Source organism: Undibacterium cyanobacteriorum (genome assembly GCF_031326225.1).
Classification (GTDB): Bacteria; Pseudomonadota; Gammaproteobacteria; order Burkholderiales; family Burkholderiaceae_D; genus Undibacterium; species Undibacterium cyanobacteriorum.
This window is the reverse complement of sequence record NZ_CP133720.1, coordinates 950,966-976,331: the sequence shown is the minus strand read 5'-3', so window position 1 is coordinate 976,331 and position 25,366 is coordinate 950,966. Positions and strand designations below refer to the sequence as shown.

Sequence of the window (25,366 nt, the reverse complement as noted above, 5' to 3'; positions counted from 1 at the left end):
TCACGAGAGAAGCACCTTGCTTCTCTCTTCGAAACCACGTTCACGCAATACCTCAAGCTAGATGGCGCTTTCAAAATCCGTGCGCCAAGTATCCGGTTCGTAACGTCGCGTTTGATTGCTTTCATGACGGAACAAAGAAATAGCGCGATACACCACTTTACGCGCACGGTTGATGCTACCGAGAGGACGGTGTTCCGGCAAAGCATGCCAAGGTGAAAAACTTAGATTGTCGCCATAGGCACGCTGGGCCTCGCTATCAAACTCCTGACGCAAAATTTTGATGCGGGCGACGGCTTGAAACGGCGACACCGCTTCATCCCACAGAACACCGGGATCTTCAATCGGCATACTTTCCGTATCTGCTTGGAATTGCACGCAGAAATCGAACACATGTTCATTCGCTTTGAGATCACGCACCAATCGTTCGCGTAAAAAAACATCGCTAGGATTGTCTGGTAGCGCTTCTTGTTTTGGCAAGTGTGGGCGTGCTGAATACTTCACGGCCTTATCGCCAAACAAATACGGCGTCGCACTGAAATACTGGATCTGCAGTAGATTTGAGAATTTTCGCATCGCCCCCAAAGTGTTTTTTGTAACCCTCCAGTGAGTTAAGAAGTACCACGCTTTCTCTAGGAATCCACCGCCCAAGGCCTTAATCATGGCATCGAACTCTGCCACATTTTTGGTCACAAACACCGGCGTCGAAATCAACACGAAATCATGGGTGACTGCGGTGCTCGCCTCATCGAGGATTTTCTCGCCTGGTACGCCCATCAACTTAATCGCCATACCACGGATATCAGGATTAATGTCCGGGCTCAAAGAGCTATCTTGATTCGAATAGCGTATCCACGCCTGATAGGTCTTCGGTTCTTTGAAAAGTCCGACTCGCAAATGCGAAGGCAAATCACTCAACACGGTAAACTCCGCCTTCACTAAGCCATGCATCTTGGCATGGGCATCACGCCGCATTTGCCGCTTAGGATTATCGTGCACGATGCGTTGCTTGAGACGAGCGACTAGATCGTTGACGAGTTCATCTTCATTTTGTTCTTGAGCTTCCAAGTTTGTGAAATTTTGTTTTACTACAGTTTGCATGAGGTTCGCCCATTCTTATCATTATTAATTGATGTAAAAAATCTCCCCCTACCCCTTCCTTACCTCCGCCTTACCGAATAAGACGCCAGAAACTTTCAGATCCGCTTTTCACTCTACTATTTGCTCGGATCGAGGTTCATGACATACTTAAACTTGATGTTCATTATATTAATTATTTTACTATCTAACAACGAGCAAACGAGAATTAGTAAACTTTCCCTCCATAATGAACTTGCTCCATTTTTTCTCCGCATTTTGCTACTAAATTTCGACCTCACCAATCGTTCGAGAAAATAACTATGAAACCATTGCGCGCCATCTTCACTTTCCTCGCCATCGTTCTATACGCGCCAACAACAAGTGCGACCGATACTGAAGTTCGAAGTAAAGAATATGAGATTCATGACCAACTCATGATTCCGACACCCGATGGAGCCATGATTAGCGGCATGATGGTTCGCCCAAAAAATTCAACGTCAGCACTGCCTGTGGTTTTCCAGTTCACGATTTATGCGCGGCCACAAGAGCGGGATTTAGAAAGCCTCAAAGATGCCGCGGACCGTGGCTATGTGGGTGTTATCTTTTACAGCCGCGGAAAATATCTCAGTACTGACGATATCTGGCCATATGAATTCGATGGTAAAGATGCGTACACCGCAATCGATTGGATTTCGAAACAGGCTTGGTGTAATGGGCACATTGGGATGTACGGCGGTAGCTATAACGGCTTTACTCAGTGGGCAGCGAGCAAGCGTCTCCATCCTGCCTTAAAAACGATCGTACCGATGGTTGCTGGACAACCGGGTATGGGTCTGCCGATGGAAAACAATATTTTTATCAACCCCAACTACCAATGGGCATTTTACGTCGGCAACAATCGGCTTCTCGACACCAAGACAAACGACGATCGCCAGCGTTTTCGTCAATCTCAATTTAAGTGGTGGTACTCAGGTCGGGCTTATCGTGAATTCGATGAAATCGATGGGACGCCAAATAAATGGCTACAAAAATGGTTACAACACCCCAGCTACGATGACTATTGGAAAGATATGGTGCCGCAAGAGGCTGAATTTGCACAAATCACGATTCCCGTCTTGACCATCGATGGTTATTACAACGACTCACAAGTTTCGAGCCTCAACTACCTACGCCAACATCTGCGATATGCGGAAAATGCGCAACACTATCTGGTGATCGGTCCTTACGGACACTTCGGTGCACAACGTGGTGGTGAAGTTGTCTTAAATGATTTACCCATCCATCCCAATGCCTTATTTGATATCAAGGCACTGATCTACGCATGGTTTGATCACACCTTAAAAGGCCAGACCATGCCGGCCATGTTAAAAGACCGAGTCAACTACTTCCCCATCGATGAATCGCAATGGCGGCATGCAAAATCGATAGAGGATATGTCGCCCGACAAAATGCGCCTGTACCTGACGACCACAAAAAAACAAGGCGACTACCAACTTCAAGAAGTGGCTCCAAGCAAACCCGCTTACTTACAGCAAAGCGTAGACTTCCGAGATCGACGCAATAGTAACAATGACTATTATCCGGCGCCGATTGTGCGCGATGATATTGATCGTCGCAATGGCTTCATTTTTGTCAGTGATGCACTCAAAGAAGATCTACTATTCAATGGCGCTTTTACGGGCGAGATCGTGGCCAGCATCAATAAGCGGGATATGGACTTCGGCATTACTTTGTATGAATTGACCGACAGCGGAAAGTACTTTCATCTTTCCTATACGATCCATCGAGCGAGCTACATCAAAGATCCGAGTCAACGTCAGTTATTGAAGCCCCATCAGATCACACATATGAGCTTGGGGCAAACACGTCTCATCAGTAAACGACTCAAGGCCGGTAGCAGAATCGTCGCCTATCTCAACATCAACAAGAATCCTTTCTCGCAACTCAATTATGGCAGCGGAAAAGACGTCAGCGACGAGTCAATGGCTGACGCCAATTATCCCTTAAAAGTACGTTGGTTCAATTCAAGCTTTATCGAAATTCCGATCATGCGTATCACCCAGACCGGAGATCGATAAATGAAGTATGAACGACGCACATCTCGCGCTGGCTCAATGCAAACGTGGAAGTTTTAAGATCTCCGCACAGGTATGATCGATCACTGCGCTCCATGGTTGACCAAATCCTTGGCGCACCAATGTCACCGATGGATACCAAGGACTATCTTCACGTTCGAGCAGCCAGCGCCAATCTGCGTGATAGGAGAGTAAAACATAGGTTCGCTTGCCCATGGCACCCGCCAAATGTGCCACTGAGGTATCGACCGTGAGCACCACATCGACTTGATCAATCAATGCCGCAGTATCGGCGAATCCACCAACCTGAGCACCGAAATGCCGAACCTGAGGAACCGAATCAAGATCGGCCTTCGCGTCAGGATTTAAGTCTTTTACAAGCACGATAAATTCCGCATCAAAGGCGAATGCAGCTCGCGCCTCCGTCAACGGAATCGATCGATATGCATCGTTCGCATGCTGCGGATTTCCCGACCATACAAAGCCAACTCGCATGCGATCCGTCGCACCTAAAATGCCCTTCCATTTCTGTACGGAGGTCACGGGCGCTGCTAAATACGAGGGCTGGTTCGGAATATCACCGAGCTCAATCCCTAACGCACGCGGCAAACTCATCAGCTCACAGTAATAATCATACTCAGGTAACGGAGCCGTTTCATCGAGTAGAATTGCGACGCTAGGAATTTGCACCATCAATTCCTTCAGCGGCCCCAACACAACAAAAATGACCTGCGCGCCACGTGAAGCAAGTTCTGGAATGAAACGACAAAACTGTATGGTGTCACCATAACCTTGTTCCGACAGAACCAAGATCGTCTTGTCACGAAGATCTTGACTGCCATCCCACCGCTCTCGCGCTGATTTAAATCGTACCTCACGTAACGCAGGCATCTGCCAGCGCCATTCGAATTCCTGCCACCCCTCTTTGAATTGGCCGCATTGCAAGGACAAAACCCCACGCTGAAAGTGCGCCATCACGTGCTGAGGGTCGCGTTTGATGATACGATCGAGTGCTTCCATCGCGTTCATCGGTTGGCCAAGGATGCTCAACACCATGGCGTAGTTATATTCGAGCCCGAGATCGAGATTATCTTCTTGCCGCGCTTGAACATAAGCATCGTGCGCGGCCAGCATATCCTTTTGCAAGTAATAGAAGTTACCAAGACTTGCCCACAATGGCTTGCTATTGGGGAAGCACAACAAACCTTCTTTAGCGACCGAAATCGACGCATCGAGCTCTTGCGTTTGATGAAGATCGAAAGCGAGGGCAAGGTAAATATGCTCTTGGTGTGGGGAGAGCTTCAGTGAAGCTCGATAATTATGACGCAACACATCACGCTGGCCCTCGGCACTCGCGATCACACCAAGCAAATAGTGGGCATCCGCTAATTGCGGGTTGAGACTCAAGGCCGTTTGCAAATGATGTTTTGCTTGCGTTAAATTACCCCGTTGCTGATACAAGAAGCCTGCCATCACATGGGCTTTTTCAAAATCTGGGACGTGTTTCAACACCGTCAAGTACATGTCCAGCGCTGTAACCGTATCGCCACGATCTAAGCTTTGCCCCGCACGAGTAAATAGCTCATCGATTTGTTCTCGTGTGAATGGCTGCGGCACTGAGTTGGCTTGCGGACTACCGCTTTGATGCGCCGTATTGCCCTTTGTAGATGCGACATCTAGCGCTCTTGTCGGCGTATTTTCTTTTTTGAAGATCGAGAATAAAGTCTTGAGCATGAAAAGCAAGCGTGGAAACAATCAACCGTCACATTATGCAACAAGCATGATGAATGTAGTAAGGATCTCGCTGCGTGCAAATTCTTCATGCAACTTTCAGCCATCAAAGCGCAAATGGAATTTATTTTCCAAATAATCCGAGCTTTATTTCCAGAGAGAATGTGTGCTGCACAAGCCTGGCACTGAAATGCCACAAATCTGTGAAAGATTGTGTCGCCATAAAATCTTTTCTTTTTCACTTCGTATTTGAGCAAGATAATCGCTCCCGTCGCGTTCACTACTAACGCGGCAGCCGAGGTGAATGCATGCACCTTTCTGAAAATCCTTGTGCGCGATCGAGCACAAGTTCATGACCTTACATTGATCGACAAATCATGCGGGTCGCTTCTTTTATAGGAATAATTATGTCATTCAAGAAACTCAGTCTCTTCGCAGCCAGCGTCGCAACCGTCGTCGGCTTAGCCACATCAGCCAGTGCAATCAACCCGAATGGCCCAGTCGTCAAAGACCCTGGTCCAGCACCATTTGGTAACTGGGTCGGCGAATACAAATACATATCACCATTTTGGGGGCCTGACGGACGTTACTACACCTACAAATATGTGCAAGTGTCTGGCACTACCCAAGCTTACTGCCAACAGCAGATTCCAAGCTCCGGTGTCACGATCACTAAATACTGCACGTTGACGCCATAAGCTTTCAATAGCATTCAGGGTGCCGAGCCGTTCGGTTTTACAAAATGACGGTTTCACAGCGTTCTGAAACAAAAAACCCAGCGAAATTCGCTGGGTTTTTATCACGATATATGCACGCACCAAAATTGGCGTGGATAACATCAACTAGTGCGGTGCCGGTAATAGTTCTACTTCACCCGGCAACAAGGTGTTGGCTGGCAGCACATCCATCGTCTTTAACTTTTCGTATAGAGGCGTAAAGTCTGGCGCTGTACCATCAAACAATTGTTGGAAGCTATCGATCACAAAGTAAGTCTCTTGATAAGAATCGATCTTGTACAAAGTACGCAAGCAACGTTCGATATCCAAACGAATGTGGCGTGATTTGGTTCCCGGTGTCAGGCAGTATTCCACTTCACCACCCGATGACAAAATACCGGCACCGTAAATGCGCACGCCTTCCGCCGTATTGATCAGGCCGAACTCCACTGTGTACCAATACAAACGCGCCAATTCATCCAAGCCACCGAGTTTCATCGCCTTTAAACCACCTTGGCCGTAGCGTTGAATGTAATCAGCAAAGACAGGGTTGAATAACAAAGGCACGTGTCCAAAGAAGTCGTGGAAGACATCGGGCTCAACGATGTAATTGAACTCTTCGGGCTTACGCAGCCACACAGTCACCGGGAAACGACGATTTGCGAGGTGATCAAAGAAGGTCAGTTCAGGAATAAGGCCTGGCACGGCAACGATAGTCCAACCTGTCGCTGCGAATAATTCTTTGGAAGTTTTTTCGAAAACAGGAATGCCATCCGCTGCATCCATCTTTTCCAAGGCATCAATAAACTCTTGGCAAGCGCGGCCTGGTAGCAATGCCAATTGACGCTGATACAGTTTGCGCCACAATTCATGTTCTGCTTCGGTGTAAGCATCCCAATCTTGTTGCACAACATAGTGAGCATCCATGTGCTCATAGTCACCGCGTAAAGCGGCACCATTCGACTTCGTCGCCACTGTGGCGAGAAAATCTTCATTCGAAACAGAGGTATCCATTTTGGTCTCCAAACAGAAGCCGTCGTCATGCGTCAGCTTTTCTTTTTTATGTGTTTCCTAAAGGCCTTATGAGCCTAGGGTCCCCGTGTTCAGCAATCCAGCACGTCCACAAATCGTATTAGCAACATCATTCTGAACTCGCCGCATTGCACCGCTAAGTTGCGAATGTTTAAGATGACGGACAACAGAACAATTTTCCGACGCAACCCGCAAGTCACGCAAAACGGTTCCAGCTAGGCGCATCGCCGCAGGCAGTACGCCAGTACGACAAGGCGAGGCAACAACGCTGGAGCCTTTTTTCGTGGCTTGCTGAGCAACATCGTCCCAGCTAGGCGCTTCGCCGCAGGCAGTACGCTAGTACGACAAGGCGATGCAACAACGCTGGGGCGATGTTTCGTGGCTTGCTATTAAGCGGTTGTTGTATCTTTCAATACCCCACGACGAATCTGATCCAACTCAATCGACTCAAACAAAGCGCGGAAGTTACCTTCACCAAAACCTTGATCGCCTTTACGTTGAATAATTTCAAAGAAGATCGGACCGATCACTGTTGTTGTGAAGATCTGCAATAACAATTCACGTGTTGTTTCTGTACTCTTGCCATCGATCAGAATACGCAATTTGCGCAAGGCTTCAACGTCTTCACCGTGACCTGGCAAACGACGATCAACCAAATCATAGTAAGTATCGATCGTGTCTTGGAAGGAAACGCCTGCTGCTTTCATGTCTGTCACAGTTTGATAGACATTGTCTGTTCCCATCGCGATGTGCTGAACACCTTCGCCATGATACAGATCCAAGTATTCCGAGATTTGAGATTTATCATCAGACGATTCGTTAATTGGAATACGAATCTTGCCGCATGGCGATGTCATTGCTTTCGATTTCAAACCGGTCAATTTACCAGTAATGTCGAAGTAACGGATTTCACGGAAATTAAACAAAGTTTCATAGAAATCAGACCATTCAGCCATACGACCGCGGTGCACGTTGTGCGTCAAATGGTCGATATACGTCAAACCGTGGCCAACTGGGTTAGGATCAACACCTGGAATCGCTACGAAGTCAGCGTCATAAATACTGATGTTACCGATCGCGCCTTTTTCGGCGCCATCTTTACCTTGCCAACGATCGACGAAATAAATCAAGGAATCGCCAATACCTTTGATCGCTGGAATATTCAACTCCATTGGACCGGTTTGATTATCAAAGCCCCATGCGCCCAATTCCAATGCGCGTTTGTAGGCAAAGTTCGCATCTTTCACGCGGATCGCGAAAGCACAAACGGAAGGGCCGTGTTTGCGGGCGAAACGTTGTGCGAAAGAATTTGGTTCGGCGTTGATGATGAAGTTGACATCGCCTTGACGATACAAGGTCACGTTCTTGGTGCGATGTTTCGCGATCGCGGTGAAACCCATTTCGATAAACAGTTTTTCGAGTTCTTTTGGTTCTGGGGCTGCGTATTCGATAAATTCGAATCCATCGGTGCCCATTGGGTTTTCCCACGTTTGAAAGCTCATCTTCATCTCCATAGTTAAATTGAAGGCAACCCCACTTAGCCTTTTGCTCATGATGACAAGGCCGATCGACCTCTTCATTTGAGCAAAATATGTCGCAAGTTTGCGCTAAATCAAACCGCAAGTATAAAGCCTAGAATACGCCATAAAATTCCAAAATTAGCCACATAAGCACCAATTTGAGCAATAATATCGCTTCAAATATCAATCAAAGAGCACAAAATGCCTCAAATTGAACTCGATAAAATTGATCGAAAAATCCTTTCGATTTTGCAAGCTGACGGACGTCTCACCAACCAAGAGGTGGCGGAGCGCGTCAATCTCTCGCCCTCACCTTGCTTACGCCGTATCAAAAGACTAGAAGACGCTGGCGTGATACGCAAGTACGTGGCGCTCATTGAAGCAGAAAAAATCGGTTTAGGCTTGTTAGCCTACATTAACGTGCGGCTCGAGAAACATACTGACACGCCAGCCAAAGGTAGCCCGCGTTCGCCACGCATTGATTTTGCGGCATCCGTAGCGCAATGGCCAGAAGTCGTCGCCTGTTACGCGATGACCGGGGAAATGGATTATTTGCTAAGGGTGCGCGTTGAGGACATGAATCACTTTTCGCGCTTTATGATGGACACGCTGCTCAAACATCCAGCGGTGCTAGATGTGAAGTCGAGTTTCGCTTTGCAAGAAATCAAAGACACCACCGCCCTGCCCTTAAGCGGCGTTTAAGAAGTTGAACTATTAGTTTGGTGTTCTGACAAAAAAATAGTGCGATGCCTATCATCCAGCATCGCACTATTTATTTTGAGATTTTGAGATTTTGAGATTTTGAAGTTTAGTTTTTCGGTTCGCGCTTCAACAACTCTTCAATCGTGACACCGACTTCAGGTTCACCACCGAACGCAGTACCAGTCTTCTTTACCTTGTAATTCACGGACGTATGACGGTAATCCTTGAGCGACAAAGGAATATACTTCGCTTGCTTGGCTGCACTGTCGGCGTTCGCCAAATAATGCTCCACAAAAGCGCGCACTTCTGGTTTTTCATCGGCTTTTGAATTCACATAGATAAATAAAGGCCGCGCCAAAGGTTGATAGTTCGCTTCCATCACTGTCTTCACAGAAGGTAGTACTGCGGCTTTAGCATCCTTCGCCACAATCGCTGCAGCCTTCAACTTCTTGCTATTTTCTTGGTAATAGGAATAGCCGAAATAGCCAAGCGCATTCACCTCGCGCGAGACCGCTTGCACAATCACATTATCGTCTTCTGACATGGTGTAATCATTACGACTAGCCTTAGCTTTGCCAACAATCGCTTCGGTGAAATAATCGAAAGTGCCAGATTCCTTACCTGGTCCAAACAACTTGATGGGTTCCTTAGGCCAACTCGGATTGACTTGATCCCAAGTCTTAATGACACCATCGGCGGCGGGCTCCCACATTTTTTTCAATTCATCGACCGTGAGTTTACTTAGGAATTTATTTTTAGGGTGCACTACGACTGTGATCGCATCGAATGCCACTGGCAATTCCATATAGGTGATGCCATTCTTAGCGCACTCGGCCATTTCCTTTTTTAAAATCGGGCGAGACGCATCAGAAATATCGGTTTCACCTTTGCAGAATTTTTTAAAGCCACCGCCGGTTCCAGCGATCCCTATCGTCACTTTCACCTGTGGATTTTTTTCGTGAAAGCTATCGGCAATCACCTCAGTAATCGGGAACACCGTGCTAGACCCATCGATCTTGATCATCGTGGAAGATTGCGCATGACTCACTTGCTGAATACACGCCGCTACGCAAAATATCAAAGCACTACTCACTGTAAATTGGAATTTCTGGAAACTCATAATCTCACTCACTGTATTAGAAAATCTCAACGACGTTCGGCGATGATGCGAGGATCAGGAACCAAGCCGTATGTTAAACGCACCATCTCCACCATCATTTCAGCAATACGATCGCTGGTCGAAGAAATGTTACGCAAGTCATCCGGTTTAAACGCACCCGCTTGTAAAGCGCGGTCGTAGAACATCCACTGTTGCTGCGCCAAGCGCATGCGTTCACGCAAAAATCGATCCGAATTCGTCTCGTTCGCGAGCAAACTCATGCCATTCAAGAACTCGATACGCGATTGTTCTAAATCGACCTGCAAGCCTTGTCGCGCGGCGGTCGACTTATCCAACGAACGCAACAAAACGATCTTCGCCATACGCTGAGCTAATGAAGCCTGACGCATCGCCAATCCTGAGATACGCGAAGAGGTATCACTGGTATCGGCTTCCAAAGCGAAGGATAAGAAATTCATCTTGATCAAAACATCTTCATTCACTTCATATAAGGCTGCGGCATTTTTCACATTCAAGTTTGAAATGCCATCGAGCTGATCACTCAAAGCCACATTAACGCGATTAAATGCTTTGCCAGCTTTTTCAGATCTTTGGACTGCACGTGTCAACTCCTTTTTGTAGCGCTCCACAGCCTGCAGAGAATTGCTTCTTTCAATTTCTGTGTGCCCTGTCAAAATTCCGAGTGCCATTTGCAAGCTGAGCTTGTAGCTACGTTCCGACTCAAGTCGAAACATACCGGCGGTCAGCAAAGTGGGGGAAGCACTGCTGCCGGAAGGAGGTGTCGGCGCTCGGAAATCGGCGCTCGCAGCGCCACTACAAATACAAAGAGAAAGTACAACAATTTTTAACGCTTTATTTAGCATGGTGAGATCAATCATCTGTGTGTGTGAATACATATCCCGAACACTTTGGCTTGAACGCCAGTGTTTTTCTTGTAGGACTTGCTATCGTCATTGAGTGCGTACTTTGAAGACGAATCGAAGATCTGTTTGAAACGCGTCTGCAGAGTGAAGCAATCAACTACGATCGCTGGAAATGATAGTGATTAGATATGACGACAATATGACATCGTCGTCAAAAAGGAATGATGGGAACGTGGAGAGTGCAGCTTGCGTCCGCAGTGAAACTCAATCTAAATCTGTCGCGCCCAATGTTTTGCAATAAGCGCGTATCGCGTCAATCCGTGCGATTCGAACTGCTTCACCAATTTTTTGTGGCTGACCGAGATGCTGTTGTGCGATGAGACCAGCATTGACGGATAAGGATGCTTGCAACACATTCGCCAAAAACTCTTGCTGTGGGAATGCAATATTTTCGAGGCCAGAACGGCCAAAACTGTCGGAGCGTGCCGCTTCGAGCAGCGCTAAAAAGCGTTGCGGCTTACGGATAGCATCACAACGATCGAGTAAATCCTGCAAGCTAGCAGGGCGCATTTGTTGGGAGCGCCCGACATTACCATGTTCACGCGCGGTCATCACTGCGAGATCACGACAATCAGTCGGCACACGCAAGCGTTCACAAACTTGTTTGACCAATTCCACGCCACGTTGTTCATGACCATGATGGCGCGGCCAAATTGCTGGATCGGTGGTGCCTTTGCCGAGATCATGCATCAATGCGGCAAAACGCACCTCTAAAGAAAATTGCTGAACGGCGGCATAATCCACCACCAGCATCACATGTACACCGGTATCGATTTCAGGATGGTACTTCTCTGGTTGCGGTACACCCCACAAGCAATCAAGTTCAGGAAGAAGTCGCTTCAATGCACCACACTCACGCAAGACTTCAAACATTCTTGATGGCTTCGTTTCCATCAGGCCACGTGCGATCTCCTGCCAGACACGCTCTGGCACCAAGGCATCCACCTCACCCGCATCGACCATTTGCTTCATCAAATCCATGGTCTCATCGGCCACGGTGAAAGCATGAGGTGTCCCCGAGAAGCGTGCTGCAAAGCGAGCAAGCCTTAAGATGCGCACTGGGTCTTCAGCAAAGGCTGTTGAGACGTGACGGAAGATGCCGCGACGTAAATCTTCCTGCCCACCAAAAGGATCGATCACCGTGCCATCGTCTGCCAAGGCCATGGCATTAATGGTCAGGTCTCGACGAACCAAATCTTCCTCCAAGCTGACACTTGGATCTGTGTGAAAGACAAAGCCTTTATAGCCCTTTTCCGTCTTACGTTCCGTGCGCGCCAAGGCATATTCTTCATGACTATGCGGATGTAAGAACACAGGAAAATCCTTACCGACAGGGCGAAATCCCAACTTCAACATTTGCTCAGGTGTCGCACCAATCACCACATGATCACGATCTTGGACAGGCAAACCCAACAGATTATCCCGTACTGCGCCACCAACAATGTAAGTCTTCATTCAGTTATTCCCTGTACTTCAAAGGTCGCGGCTTACTCAAGGAAAGCGCCTATCTCGGTTCAATCAAGTTGATCAAACTTCGCAATGCTTTCCTTCTCCTCGTGCGCAGCTTTCACCCACTCCATCACCGCTGGGTGATGTTCGATGCGTTCGCAATACGCTTGCAGTGCAGGTGCTAATGACACCCCATAAGTTTTGAAGCGCATAACGACAGGCGCAAAATAAGCATCTGCTATGGAAAAGTCGCCAAACAGGAAACGATGCGCGCCATAGGTCGACAAACAATCCTCCCAGATTTCGCTAACACGCCCAATATCAGCTTGAGCACCAGCCGTGCGGCCTTTACCAAAAAATGAAGCGCGAATATTCATCGGCATGGCGCTACGCAGTTGATTCAAACCAGAATGCATCTCGGCGCAAATACTACGTGCTGTGGCACGCGCCGCCTGACTTTCGGGCCACAAATTTTGCATAGGAAAGCGCTCTGCAAGAAACTCACAAATCGCTAACGAATCCCACACAACTAAATCATCTGCCAATAAGACAGGAACCCGTCCGGATAAAGAATACTCAGAAATTCTTTGGGTTGAATCTGGATGATACAAAGGCACATAAATTTCTTCGAATGGCACGCCAAAGGCCTTCATCACTAACCACGGCCGCATCGACCAAGATGAATAATTTTTGTTACCGATCACCAATCGAAAACTATTCTTTTTCTCATCTTGCATGATGGGTGCGAGCACACTCTGCAAATCGATGTTTTGCATTTTGAAGCCTCTTCTCTTTAAATTATGGATACTCTGGCTCGTCGCCGGTCATATTTTTCGGCGACACACTCCCAAGACGAGCCTTCAATGACTGCGGTTTCTTTTCTAAAATCGCAGCGTAGTAAGTGGCATTCGATAAGACGTTCTTTACATAATCACGGGTTTCTGTGAATGGGATAGTCTCGGCAAAAATAGCACCTTCAACGGTTCGACTCAAAGTAGAACGCCATGCACGTGGACGCCCTGGTCCGGCGTTGTAAGCGGCCGACGCTAAAGCTTGCGACCCACCTAAGTCAGACAACACCATATTCATGTAGCTCGTGCCAAGCTTGATGTTGGTCTCCACATCATTCACTTGATGTGGCACATAATTGCCAAGACCAATTTTTTTCGCAACATATTTAGCGGTCTTTGGCATAATTTGCATTAAGCCAGAAGCGCCCACATGGGATTTTGCCGCTGTCGCAAAACGTGATTCTTGCCGTATCAATCCATACACCCACGCCATATCAATACCGACCGCTTGAGTCGCCTTGTACATACTATCGTTGTACGGAGTTGGGAAGCGTTGATTGATATCAATATCGGTCCTCGTTTTATCAGAAGTGTTGACCATACGATCCAACATTTCGTTTTGGCGCGCCAATTCTGCAGCGGCCAAGATCTCGCGCTCATTCATGCTGCGCAAAGCCCAATTCCACTCACGTGTGCCTTCAAACCGCAAATTCATCGCATAAAACTTGAGTGCTCGTTGCAAGTTCGGATTTTGCGAGATCGCATTCACTTCATCGGGTGCAACCGGTTTACCAAGCGATGGTACGCCGATTTTTTGCCCGCGTTCTTCGAGTGCAAGCTGCCCATAGAAATGCATTTGATCAGACAGAGAAACAAAGATCGCTTGGGCCTCTTCGCTTTTGCCTTCTTGCTGCAAAGCGCGGGCATACCAATACGACCAACTTGGCATACTTCTTAAATTGGCAGGCATGGCTTGTATCCCCGCTTTGACCAAACGCCAATCACCTTCGCGTAGGGCAATACGAACACGCCACTGATGCGCTTCATAAGATAAGTTCGCCCCCTCGGCAAGTTTCCAATAGGAGTGGGCTTCTGTTTGCAACTTCTGCGAAGTCGGCAAAGCAATCTGAGCCCATGCTTGCGCGCGTTCGCTGTTACTAAGCTTGCTACCTGCATGTTGCAAGGCATTAACGGCATCCTCGGGTTCGACCTTGGCCGCACGGGTCAGCGCCAACAAGAATAATTCCTTACTCAAACGATCGGCGCCAGGCGCTTTTTTTAGGACGCTCTTCGACTTATCGAAAGCCTCAACCAAGCGTTTCTCGGGCACTTGAAGCAGCGTCGCCAAACGCTTCGCTAATGGCAAAGCTGAACTCTCGCCCGCCATTCGCATTTGCGCCCATAAATCGGCGTCGGTGAATTGACCATGCTCATAGATGTAGTTAATCAGATCGTAGCAGCCCTCACCATACTGTTTTGGCGAAGTCAGCAAAGCACGTGCCTCTACTGCGACCTTTTGCTGCTTCACTGCTTTTGAAAGCAGTGCATAACATTTAACTTGGCTGTCATCATTCAAAACGAATAAGGGCAGTTGCTGGTCGAAAGTTGTCCAGTCTCCGCGATTGCCGAGGATTAGCAACCAATCATTGCGCAAACGATCGGCAATCGCACTTCCTTCGTACTTTTTTAGAAATTGCAGAAATTCTGCATTCGATGCGGTTCTTAATTTTGCCCGCAACTGGTAATAGTCGACGTAAGATGGGATCTCATATTTCCCTAGGGCTGCTGCGTGTAATTGTGCGGCCTTACTGTCTTCGTGCAATGCCGCGTCGCGCAGAGCCATAAATCGATCATCATCATTGATAGGCTGAGCGACCATGGTGACCGGTTCGAATGCCGTAGAGTGCGCTCCCGTTGGCTGCGCCGCGACCGGATCAGACCAAGCGCTGGCAAACCCCAACGCGACTACCCCACCTGCCAATAAATACTTCATTCTGTTCTTCAACCTCAAAAATTTGCGATGCCAGTGACCGTTTCACCCGATCCGTGTACACTCGAATCAAAGGCAACAAACGAACACTTTTCAATAACTCACAGTATGACACAGGCAAAGGAACAGGTAAAAGTGGCAATCAGCGGAAATATCGACGAAAAAACGCTCGCGCGCCGAGAATTACGCAAACTTCTGAAACAAAGAAGATCCGCCATTTTGCCCGCCGCCAAAAGCCAATGGGATAGCCAAATCGCCCACAAGCTCAGCAGTCTTATCCGAGAATGTAAGCCGCAATGCCTCGCGGTGTATTGGCCAATTCAATCTGAACCCAATCTGATTGCCTGTTTCGAGCAACTACACCATGCAGGAATAGCTCTGGCTCTGCCCATCGTCGTCGGACCAGCTCAGGCACTTAAATTTGTGGCATGGATTCCGGGGCAAGAAATGGAACTAGATTGTTTCGGTATCCCTATGCCCAAGCAACGCGAAATCGCGCTTGAGCCCGATTACGTTTTGGCGCCTTGTGTTGGCTTCAACCCAAGCTTATTCAGGCTTGGTTATGGCGGAGGCTTTTATGATCGTACCTTCGCGCAATTAAGCAAAGCGAAACGAATCGGGATTGCTTACGAGCTCTCACACACAGAATTCGAACCAGATCAATTTGACCTAGCACTCGACTACATTCTGACCGAAACGCAACTCTACGCTCAGCAAACTTAGCCTGCGCACGGCACTTCTGAGAACCGAACAAGACCGCTCAGGAGGTACTCAGGTGACACTGAGCCATGGCACCTATGCATCCATTGTGTTAGCGCCGTTCTTCCATCAAACCAATCAAGTTTTGATCAGGGTCGCGAATAAAACCCATCCACAATTCATGATCAGGCATTTTGGCCACTAAATTGGGTGCTTGTACCCATGCCACGCCGAGTGAAGAGAGATGGCTTGCAACTGACTCCAGCTGATCGACCTTGTAATAAATCACCGATGTCCTATGGTCAGCGGTATCGCCTTGCAGTGTGGTCAGCATTAAGCGGGTACCACCACACTGAAAAAAACTGAGAGATGGGGGCGCATCAAACAACAGCTTGAGTCCTAAGACTTCTTGGTAAAAAGATTTCGCCTTTTCTACGTCACTGACTGCAATTGCAATCTGACCGATTGACTCAATTTGCATCGCATCCTCCGTTTTCTTTTGGTTTCGCAAAATCGCATGCTAACATCAAATGGAGCTTGGCTAATTTTCTAAAATCATGTGTGTCAATTACACCCCAACCCGAAAAGATCAAATCGCTGCAAAGTTCGACGCCATCGATCAGACTGGCATCGACTGGCGACCAGAAACTTGGCAGGACTACAGCGCGCCTTTTATCACTCACGACGATCTCAAACGTCGACGTGCACAGCTTGGCAGCTACAGCATGGTGCCGAAAGATAAAATTCCAGCTGGAGTAAAGCGCTACTCAACCATGAATGCGCGCGCTGAAACCATAGGTGAACTGCGCAGTTATCGAGATGCCTGGAAACGCAGCCAGTTGTGCCTCGTGCCGATGGAGAATTTCTTCGAACCCAATTATGAAAGCGGTAAAGCTGAGCGCTGGCAAATTGGCTTGCTCGAACAGACCGATTTCGCAGTCGCCGGAATTTATCGGGCCTGGCCCGAAGCCGATGGGCAAATGAGTTTCTCGTTTTGCCAGATCACCATTAACGCCGACGATCATCCATTAATGAATCGCTTTCATAAACCCGGCGAAGAAAAACGTAATTTGGTGATTCTCGAACCGCACGACTACGATGATTGGCTCAGCTGCACCAATCCTGAAATGGCGCGCGCCTTTTTGCAAAATTATCCCGCCGAGAAAATGTGGGCGAAAGCGCTGCCAAGCAAACCTCGAATCCGCAAAAATTTGCACGAGACAGAGGATTCCAACTTGAATCTACCAATACAAGCCAGCTTGCTCTAAATTAAGATTGCGGAAACGTATCCAACCTCAAATAGCGTTCCCGAGGGAAAGTATTCATCCCACTACACCTCAAAATTCTGGTACACAAGATAATTTTTTTGCAAAATTTCTTTTGACTAATTGCAAATATTTTTCGAATCCTCTATGGTGACGGTTCCTTTGTTTTTTTAGGATGTAACCGTGAAACTAATTACTATTTTGATGCTGAGCGCCGGCATCATCTCGCCAGCATTTGCCACCGAAGCGCCAGCGGCTGCGCCGGTCGCTGCTAAACAAAACACCGCTTCCGCAGTGAAAGTGACCTCTGTTGAAGGCATGACAGAATACAAAATGCCGAACGGATTGCGCGTTCTGCTGTTCCCTGACGCAAGTAAACCAACTATTACGACCAACATCGTCTACATGGTGGGTTCACGTCACGAAAACTATGGCGAAACCGGTATGGCCCACTTGCTCGAACATCTCTTGTTCAAGCCAAGCGCCAATTTCGGCATCAAGAAAGGCACCAAAACACCAGTCGAAGTTTTGAATTCCACTGGTGCTGAATTTAACGGTACGACATGGTATGACCGTACCAACTACTACGCGACATTCCCAGCAAAAGAAGAAAACTTGCGTATGATGTTGGCGATGGAAGCAGATCGTATGATCAATGCCGCCATCGATCAAAATGATCTGTGGAATCCGAAAACACAGAAAGGCGAAATGACGGTTGTCCGCAACGAATTCGAGATTGGCGAGAGCGATCCAATTCGTGTGACAACAGAGCGTATCCAAGCGGTCGCTTATGACTGGCACAACTACGGAAAATCAACTATCGGTGCGCGTTCAGACATCGAACAAGTTAACATTCCACGTCTGCGCGCTTTCTACAAAAAGTACTACCAACCAGACAATGCGATTTTGATCGTTGCAGGTAAATTCGACGAGAAAAAAATCCTGCAACAAATCGGCGACACACTCGGTCGTATCGCTAAGCCAAATCGTGTGATCGAACCAACCTACACCAAAGAGCCAACCCAAGATGGTGAACGCTCTGTCACAGTACGCCGCAATGGTGGTACTCAATTTGTTGGTGCTGGTTACCACATGGCACCAAGCTCACACGCTGATTCCACGTATTTAGGTTTGCTGTCCGATATATTGACCAGCTCACCAAGTGGCCGTTTGCACAAAGCTTTGGTCGAAACAAAATTGGCGACACGTGTTGGTTTCGAATCTGTCAGCAATTTAGAGCCAAGCTATGGCATCTTCAGCGCAGTAGTCCCGAAAGACAAAGATTTGGCAGCTGCTGAACAAGCCATGTTGAAAGTTTTGGAAGATTTGAAATCCAATCCAATCACCAAAGAAGAACTCGATCGCGCTAAGCAAGAAGCCAACAAGAACATCAAAAACGCAATGAATGACACAACGCGTTTGACGATTGCCTTGACTGAATCATTGGCAGCAGGCGATTGGCGCTTGTTCTTCATCGATCGTGACTTGGCGGAAAAAGCGACTCTCGAACAGGTACAAGCTGTTGCAGAGAAATATCTTAAATCAAGTAATCGTACACTCGGTCGCTTCGTCCCTACAGAAAAAGCTGATCGTACCGAAGTACCAGCGGCACCAGACGTGATGGCGATGGTCAAAGACTACAAAGGTCGTGCTGTGGTTGAACAAGGCGAGGCTTTCGATACATCTCCAGCGAATATCGAAGCGCGCACACAGCGTTCTACTTTGGGCAATGGCATGAAATTAGCCTTGTTACCGAAGAAGACAAAAGGCGCCTCTGTGAGCGTTAGCCTCCGTTTGAATATGGGTAGCGAAGCGGCATTGTCTCGTAAAGCGGAAATCGGCGCTTTCACGGCAGCTCTGTTGAACAAAGGTAGTGAGCGTCTCAGCCGTCAAGAGATCAAAGATAGCTTCGACAAATTGAACGCACAAGTTGGCATCGGTGGTGGCGCAGAAGGCGTGACTGCAAGCATTACAACTACCCGTGAAAACTTGCCTGCAGCGATCAAGTTATTGGCAGAAGTGCTGAAAACGCCAGCGTTCCCAGAGAAAGAGTTTGAAGAATTCAAATTGGCGAGCGTGGGTCGTTTAGAGCAAAGTTTGCCAGAACCACAGCCATTGGCATCAAACGCTTTGGGTCGTTTGTTAGATGCGACAAGCGAAGGTCATGTACGCCATATTGGTACTTTGCCAGAACAAATCGCAGCCAACAAAGGCGTTAAACTGGAAGACATTAAAGCCTTCTACCATGACTTCTACGGTGCACAATCCGCGACTTTCGCGGCAGTTGGTGACTTCGATGCAGCCGCATTGAAAACACAACTCAATGAATTGTTCGGCAACTGGAAAGCAAAGCAAACTTACACACGCATTCCACGCAATGTGAAACCTGCAGCTGGCCAAAAAGTTGAACTCAACACACCAGACAAAGCAACGAGCTTCTTGTTAGCGGTACACCCTGTTGCCATCAACGATAGCGCAGAAAACTACCCAGCAATGATCATGGCTGACCACATGCTCGGTGGCGGTGCGTTGCGTAGCCGTTTGGCTGATCGTATTCGCCAAAAAGAAGGTTTGTCTTACGGCGTTGGTTCTAATTTGAGCGTACCAGATCAAGACAAGAGCGGCATCTGGATTGCTTATGCTTTGAATGCGCCACAAAACACAGCGAAGGTTGAGGCAGCGTTGCGTGAAGAATTGCAAAAAGCGCTGACTGAAGGTTTCACCGAAGCTGAGTTAGTGGAAGCTAAAAAAGCTTGGTTGCAATCTGAAGAAGTCGGTCGTACACAAGATCAAGGCTTGGCACGTCAGTTGTCTGGCTACTTGAGCACAGGTCGTACGTTCAACTTCAACAAAGACTTGGAAACCAAAGTAAGCAAGTTAACTTTGGCACAGGTCAACGATGCATTGCGTAAGTTGATCAAAGTTGAAAACCTCAATGTCATCATTGCTGGCGATCAAGCAAAACAAGCCGCAAAATAAGTTGCAAATGATGTGAAAGTTACGCATCACAAAACGGGCCTTCGGGCCCGTTTTTCATGGTGTGGCGACAAAGTCAATTGGCAACTCCAATCAATTTTGAGGGCAATACAATCGAATCGCCAAGAAAGCGTAAAATACGGTTTTCGCTTTTCTGCCACCATGCTTCGTACCTTCTCCACTCCATTCATCTTCTGCCTGCGCAGTAAACTCGGAACGTGGCTTGTTCTCATACTGTTGATGAGTTTTGAGATGACAGCTTCCGCGCAGTCTAAAAACACTCCAAGTAGAGATGCACATGTGCTTCTGCTGGCGGCTGGCGATATCGCAGACTGCCGCAAAACACCTGCAGAGACTTCAAATGCAGCGCTCACAGCAACTCTGGTCGAGCAAGAACTGAAGCAGGTCAATCAAGGTTTTGTCGTCACACTGGGTGATAGCACTTACCCCATAGGCGCTTTTAGCGAGTTTCGTGATTGCTATGACAAGACCTGGGGTAAATTCAAGTCTAAGACACTGCCAGCTCCTGGCAATCATGAATATGGCGTACCTGAAGCGAAAGGCTACTTTGGCTATTTCGGCGAGGCGGCAGGCAGTCGCGAGCGCAGCTACTACAAGAAAAATATCGGCACTTGGCGTTTGATTTCGCTGAATAGCAATCTCAAAGGCACGGCCATGCAAGAGCAAATTGATTGGCTGAAGAATGAACTCAAGAACAAAGATGCCTCCTGCACACTAGCATTCTGGCACCATCCTCGCTTCTCCACGGGTGGGCATCGCGACAATGATTTCATGGAGCCTATTTGGCGCTTATTGAGCAGTGCCAACATCGATCTGGTATTGAGCGGTCACGATCATAACTATGAAAGATTAGCTCCGCTCAATGCTGACGGTGAACGTGACAATCTGAAGGGCATGCGAAGTTTCGTGGTCGGTACCGGTGGCGCCAAATTAACGCCGATGTTTTTTCCTCGGGCGATGACTGAGGTGCGCCAAAATGAAGTCCATGGTGTCCTGAAACTACGTCTATTCAAAGCAAGTTATGACTGGGAATTCCTGCCCGTATCGAGCACCAATTTCAGTGATCGCGGTCAAGCGACATGTCATTAAAAGAACATTACCTATGCCATCCTATCTTCTTTTCATCATTGCTTCATTGATTTGGGGCTCGACCTTTTGGGCCATCACCCAGCAATTAGGACAAGTCGCCCCGGCGGTATCAGTAGCTTATCGTTTTGGTTTGGCGGCCGCTTGTTTATTCGCTTGGTGCATCTGGCGCGGCCACAAAATCAAACTCCCTTGGCGCCAACATCGTTGGTTGATGCTGCATGGTTTTTGCACCTTCAGTCTGTCCTATGTTTGCACTTACTCCTCTGAACAGTATGTCGTGTCGGCCTTGGTCGCGGTGCTCTTTTCCTTGATGGTCATTTGGAGTCCGATTCTCGAGCGGATCTTTCTCGGTCGTGCCCTCAGTGCTCAAATCTGGCTTGCCGCTTCCGTCTCAATTGGTGGCGTCATCCTTTTGTTTTACCCAACACTCCGAGAAAACTTTGGTAGCGGTCACCCACTCGCACCGGCCGAACTTCACCATTTCGTGTTCGGCATAGCACTTGCGCTGACGGCGACTTTGGCCAGCACCTTCGGCAATCTCGTCGTGATCAAAGTGCGTGAGCTCAATCAGGATGTACTCGGCACCATGGCGTGGGCGATGGCCTGGGGCACTTTCTTTATCAGCCTCTATGCGATCTTCAAAGGAGAATCTTGGTCCATCCCACATACTTTGCAATATTGGGGAGCCTTGCTGTATTTATCGATCTTTGGATCTGTTATCGCATTCGCTTGTTACTTCACCCTCATCAATCGAATCGGCGCACAAAAAACCGTTTTCATTGGCGTCATCACACCGCTGATTTCGGTATTGTTATCGATTCAACTAGAAAACTATCGCCCCGGGTGGATCGAGTGGTTAGGCATGCTGTTATGCCTGTCTGGTGTCGCATGGGCCATGCTCGGCAAGAAAGTCTCGCCACGCCTGACAGCAGAGAATTAGAAAAGCTAGCAAGGCCCATGTTCGAACCGTGTCTGGAAGCATACAAATTTCGTGAATAGATTCGCAACTAACTTTGCAATTTAGTAGATGATCTGCGATAGTGCTTTGACTTCAGACTGACGTTTCCAGAGCACTGTATGGCCTCTTTTCGAACCGAATCGAGCTCGGTCACCCCAATCCATCCACGCGATCAAGCGGGGGCTTCCATCGACCTCTTAGGTTTATTAGAAAAAGGTCGCCTGCTCTGCGTCTCTGGTCAATTCGATGAAATTCCTCAACATCTCGACTACATCAAAACTTTTGAGCTCGAGCCGATTTGCGCTGTGATGCTTGAGACGCTGCAGCTTTACCCGAATGCCAACAATGGACATTTACAAGACTCACAGCGTCTTCAACGCCTCAGTGATTTATTAGAACTCGCCAAAGTTCTCGATTCCAAATTGGCCCAAGCGTGGGCTTGGGAACTCATGCAACTGCTGCAAAACAATTTGTTGTTGCATCACGCAGCACTGCATAGTAATGCCATGGCGGTCGAACTGTTCGAACAATGCGATCGCAAACGCGAAGCCTTCACTACAAAAGTGAGTCGCTGTCTAATCATGGTTCCCTGCGAAATGTATCGCGAAGTCATCGAAATGGGTGAGCAACTTTTGCGGGAACGTGAACATCTTGATCCGGTAGCCTTGTGCAATATTTTGCGCTCTAGCGCGTCAGCCAACTACTTTCTCGGGATCGAAACTGACGGCGATCAGCATCAACAATTCTTGCAAACTGCACTGAGTCTTCACGAGGAATGTTTGCGCATTGCCAAGGGCTATCAGATCCATAAATTCGAGCTGATTAGCCATACCAATATAGCCATCATCAATGCCTACCTAGGACGTCGAGAACCGACCACCTACCATTTGCTCAAGATCGAAGGCATGCAAGTCAATGCGAATAAGGTCAATCCGAGTTGGGGATATTGGCTACGCTTTTGTGAGGCGCTTCTCCTGTGTGAGAGCCCTGAATTTGAACGTGGCTGGGAGGCCTTGATTGCTCTGGATCTTGAACTTCGCAAACTCGATCTCAGCACTGCCGCAGTCCATGACTCTGTACTACGAAAAATTATCAGTTATGGTCGACGTTGGCATTACCTTGAGATCGCGCTCGATGCTAGCCTTGCACTAGCCGAGCTTAATAGTAAGCGACGTCGCTTGCTGTCACAGACACTGAGCGCCACCGTTGAAGACATCATGAGCTTACCGAGATTGGTGCAGAAAAATCAAGAATTGAGCCAACAGGGACATCAATTAGAAGCCTCCTTAGCACGTCAAAATGCAGAACTCAACAACACCTTGGAGCAACTGCGCGCAGAGGCAAACATCCGAAAAAAGGCAGAGTATGCTTTGCACCAAGCGCACGCCAAACTGGAACAACAGATCCAAGCACGCACCCAAGAACTAGAAGCTGCGATGGATGTCGTTATGCGCCAAGAAAAACAATTGGCGCTCGGGCGCTTGGTGGTGGGCATCGCACATGAAATGAACACCCCACTCGGCAATGCTCTCATGGCTGCGAGTACCATGGATGATTACTGTCAACAACTGAGTGCTGATCTGAGTGGAACTAGCCTGAAACGTAGTCAACTACAAATCAGTCTGCATGCCTTACATGAAGGGAATCGCTTGTTGCGGCGCGCGCTGGATGTCGCCAGTAACTTGGTGCAGCGATTCCGCGCCTTAGCCATCGAACAGCACACTGAAACGATTCAAAATTTCGACTTACAGGGACTCTGTGCGGGTGTCGTGGCGGACTGGCAAAAACGTTTTCAAGAACGGCAAGCCGAGTTGTCGATGTATTCCGACACTGCGGTACGAATCCGTAGTTATCCCAATGCTCTCACGCAAGTTCTCGAGCAAATTTTGGAAAACTGCCTATTTCACGGCTTGACTTCGGGTGAACTGGCGCGCGTCGAACTTCATCTGTATCAGCACGGGCAAGAAATTGAATTACAGGTCAGCGACAATGGTAACGGCATCGCGCAAGATCATCTTGGTCGACTCTTCGAACCCTTCTTTAGTCGACAACTAGGCCAAGGCGGCATGGGATTGGGGCTCAGTATTGCGCATAGTTTGATCACTGATCTTATGCGCGGTCACATCACGATTGCCAACCGCCCCGAGGGTGGCACTTGCGTCACGATTCGGATTCCGACGGACAGCGAAACTTCCTTCAAACTCTGACAGTTCAGATAACTCTAGCAAGCTAGGCCGCACAAGCTCTTAGGCACGCCCGGAAAGTTTGCGTAAGACATGTGCGGCAGCCGCCAAACCGAACGATGCGGTGACCACGATCGAAGACCCAAATCCAGCACAATTCAAACCAGAAATTCCGGTGGTCGCCGCCCCTTCATCCCCGGCTGTCCCTACAGTCGAGCTCGGCACCTCACATACCTCAGCTGTTTCCGGCATCGTCAAGGCTTCCATTGAGAACACTGCATCAATTCCAAACTTATTTTTGCTGCCGCGAGGAAAACCAAAATTTTGGCGTAGACGTTTGCGCACAAGGGCTAACAAGGGTTCCTGTTCGGTTCGTGAGAGATCGCGAATTTCGATCTTACTTGGATCAGTTTGCCCACCTGCAGCGCCAATCGTAATCAAAGGAATTTTCTTATCTCGGCAATAGGCGATCAAGGCAGTCTTGGCTTTGACACTATCGATGGCATCGACCACATAATCAAAACCAGCGGCGCCTATCATCTGATCCAAATTTCCAGGTTCGACAAAGTCCTCGACTTGATGGACTTTGCAAGTCGGGTTAATTAAAGCAATTCGTTCTGCAAGCGCTGTCACTTTTGCCTTGCCCAAAGTTTCTGTATGCGCTTGAATTTGACGATTCACATTCGATTCAGCCACATTATCAAGATCGATCATCGTGATATGACCAATCGCCGTGCGCGCTAATGCTTCGACTACCCAAGATCCGACACCACCAACGCCAATCACACACACATGTGCCTTCTGAAAAGCCGCCAACCCAGCAGCGCCATACAAACGGGCAACGCCACCAAAACGGCGCTCGTAATCAATATCATGGTCAAGATCGGGAGAGGCAGCTGAGCTATGCATAAAAAATCAATACAGAAACAATCAATATGGGGACTAAAAGAGCAGTCACTTGATTGAGCTGAAAACAGGACATTCATCGACTGCATCATCAATCACTTCAAGCTAAAACGCTCACAACATCCCCTATTTTACCCGATCAC

Annotated in this window: 20 protein-coding genes; 9 read left to right on the top strand and 11 right to left on the bottom strand. The window is 48.1% G+C overall.

Features of this window, described 5'->3' with window-relative positions; genetic code table 11:
• Window positions 1–57 precede the first annotated feature (57 nt).
• The gene (locus RF679_RS04035; protein ID WP_309482935.1) at window positions 58–1,098 is read right to left on the bottom strand and encodes a catalase family protein; all 1,041 of its coding nucleotides are present in this window, start codon (window positions 1,096–1,098) and stop codon (window positions 58–60) included.
• Window positions 1,099–1,397: 299 nt separating this feature from the next.
• Here RF679_RS04035 and RF679_RS04030 point away from each other — a divergent pair, with 299 nt between their 5' ends.
• Window positions 1,398–3,155 carry a CocE/NonD family hydrolase gene (locus RF679_RS04030; RefSeq protein ID WP_309482934.1) on the top strand — a complete coding sequence of 586 codons (1,758 nt, stop codon included), beginning with the start codon at window positions 1,398–1,400 and terminating at the stop codon, window positions 3,153–3,155.
• 33 nt (window positions 3,156–3,188) lie between these two features.
• Here the strand turns inward: RF679_RS04030 and RF679_RS04025 are convergent, their stop codons facing one another.
• The gene (locus tag RF679_RS04025; RefSeq protein WP_309482933.1) at window positions 3,189–4,886 is read right to left on the bottom strand and encodes a tetratricopeptide repeat protein; all 1,698 of its coding nucleotides are present in this window, start codon (window positions 4,884–4,886) and stop codon (window positions 3,189–3,191) included.
• A gap of 404 nt (window positions 4,887–5,290) precedes the next feature.
• Here RF679_RS04025 and RF679_RS04020 point away from each other — a divergent pair, with 404 nt between their 5' ends.
• Window positions 5,291–5,581, top strand: coding sequence for a hypothetical protein (locus tag RF679_RS04020; protein ID WP_309482932.1), 291 nt, complete (start codon window positions 5,291–5,293; stop codon window positions 5,579–5,581).
• 144 nt (window positions 5,582–5,725) lie between these two features.
• Here the strand turns inward: RF679_RS04020 and phhA are convergent, their stop codons facing one another.
• Window positions 5,726–6,613 carry a phenylalanine 4-monooxygenase gene (gene phhA / locus RF679_RS04015; RefSeq protein ID WP_309482931.1) on the bottom strand — a complete coding sequence of 296 codons (888 nt, stop codon included), beginning with the start codon at window positions 6,611–6,613 and terminating at the stop codon, window positions 5,726–5,728.
• A 407-nt stretch (window positions 6,614–7,020) separates the two neighbouring features.
• Window positions 7,021–8,133, bottom strand: coding sequence for a 4-hydroxyphenylpyruvate dioxygenase (gene hppD / locus RF679_RS04010; RefSeq protein ID WP_309482930.1), 1,113 nt, complete (start codon window positions 8,131–8,133; stop codon window positions 7,021–7,023).
• 219 nt (window positions 8,134–8,352) lie between these two features.
• Between hppD and RF679_RS04005 the strand changes: the two genes are divergently transcribed.
• Window positions 8,353–8,853 carry an Lrp/AsnC family transcriptional regulator gene (locus tag RF679_RS04005; RefSeq protein ID WP_309482929.1) on the top strand — a complete coding sequence of 167 codons (501 nt, stop codon included), beginning with the start codon at window positions 8,353–8,355 and terminating at the stop codon, window positions 8,851–8,853.
• Between the two features lie 106 nt (window positions 8,854–8,959).
• Here RF679_RS04005 and RF679_RS04000 read toward each other — a convergent pair whose 3' ends face one another.
• From RF679_RS04000 to RF679_RS03980, 5 genes are all read right to left on the bottom strand, one after another.
• Window positions 8,960–9,973, bottom strand: coding sequence for a PstS family phosphate ABC transporter substrate-binding protein (locus tag RF679_RS04000; protein WP_309482928.1), 1,014 nt, complete (start codon window positions 9,971–9,973; stop codon window positions 8,960–8,962).
• A gap of 26 nt (window positions 9,974–9,999) precedes the next feature.
• Window positions 10,000–10,836: a hypothetical protein gene (locus RF679_RS03995; protein WP_309482927.1), complete on the bottom strand. Its 837-nt coding sequence runs from the start codon at window positions 10,834–10,836 to the stop codon at window positions 10,000–10,002.
• 264 nt (window positions 10,837–11,100) lie between these two features.
• Window positions 11,101–12,351, bottom strand: a complete 1,251-nt coding sequence (locus RF679_RS03990) for a multifunctional CCA addition/repair protein (protein WP_309482926.1) — start codon at window positions 12,349–12,351, stop codon at window positions 11,101–11,103.
• 59 nt (window positions 12,352–12,410) lie between these two features.
• Window positions 12,411–13,121 carry a glutathione S-transferase family protein gene (locus tag RF679_RS03985; RefSeq protein WP_309482925.1) on the bottom strand — a complete coding sequence of 237 codons (711 nt, stop codon included), beginning with the start codon at window positions 13,119–13,121 and terminating at the stop codon, window positions 12,411–12,413.
• Window positions 13,122–13,143: 22 nt separating this feature from the next.
• Entirely contained in the window at window positions 13,144–15,129 is a 1,986-nt protein-coding gene (locus tag RF679_RS03980) for a lytic transglycosylase domain-containing protein (protein ID WP_309482924.1), read from the bottom strand.
• A 132-nt stretch (window positions 15,130–15,261) separates the two neighbouring features.
• Between RF679_RS03980 and RF679_RS03975 the strand changes: the two genes are divergently transcribed.
• Complete coding sequence (locus RF679_RS03975) at window positions 15,262–15,849, top strand: 5-formyltetrahydrofolate cyclo-ligase (RefSeq protein ID WP_309482923.1); 588 nt, start codon at window positions 15,262–15,264, stop codon at window positions 15,847–15,849.
• Window positions 15,850–15,937: 88 nt separating this feature from the next.
• On the opposite strand, the gene RF679_RS03970 is transcribed toward RF679_RS03975, so the two are convergent.
• Complete coding sequence (locus tag RF679_RS03970) at window positions 15,938–16,306, bottom strand: VOC family protein (RefSeq protein ID WP_309482922.1); 369 nt, start codon at window positions 16,304–16,306, stop codon at window positions 15,938–15,940.
• Window positions 16,307–16,382: 76 nt separating this feature from the next.
• Between RF679_RS03970 and RF679_RS03965 the strand changes: the two genes are divergently transcribed.
• The 5 genes from RF679_RS03965 (at window position 16,383) to RF679_RS03945 (ending at window position 24,341) form a co-directional block, all read left to right on the top strand.
• Window positions 16,383–17,093, top strand: coding sequence for an SOS response-associated peptidase (locus tag RF679_RS03965; protein ID WP_309482921.1), 711 nt, complete (start codon window positions 16,383–16,385; stop codon window positions 17,091–17,093).
• 180 nt (window positions 17,094–17,273) lie between these two features.
• Window positions 17,274–20,069 (top strand): M16 family metallopeptidase, encoded by a 2,796-nt coding sequence (locus tag RF679_RS03960; protein ID WP_309482920.1) that lies wholly within the window; start codon window positions 17,274–17,276, stop codon window positions 20,067–20,069.
• 249 nt (window positions 20,070–20,318) lie between these two features.
• Window positions 20,319–21,176, top strand: coding sequence for a metallophosphoesterase family protein (locus RF679_RS03955; protein WP_309482919.1), 858 nt, complete (start codon window positions 20,319–20,321; stop codon window positions 21,174–21,176).
• Window positions 21,177–21,189: 13 nt separating this feature from the next.
• Window positions 21,190–22,116, top strand: a complete 927-nt coding sequence (locus RF679_RS03950) for a DMT family transporter (RefSeq protein WP_309482918.1) — start codon at window positions 21,190–21,192, stop codon at window positions 22,114–22,116.
• 137 nt (window positions 22,117–22,253) lie between these two features.
• On the top strand, window positions 22,254–24,341 hold the full coding sequence (locus RF679_RS03945) for a sensor histidine kinase (protein ID WP_309482917.1): 2,088 nt from the start codon (window positions 22,254–22,256) through the stop codon (window positions 24,339–24,341).
• 39 nt (window positions 24,342–24,380) lie between these two features.
• Here the strand turns inward: RF679_RS03945 and tcdA are convergent, their stop codons facing one another.
• Complete coding sequence (gene tcdA, locus RF679_RS03940) at window positions 24,381–25,226, bottom strand: tRNA cyclic N6-threonylcarbamoyladenosine(37) synthase TcdA (protein WP_309482916.1); 846 nt, start codon at window positions 25,224–25,226, stop codon at window positions 24,381–24,383.
• Window positions 25,227–25,366: the final 140 nt, after the last annotated feature.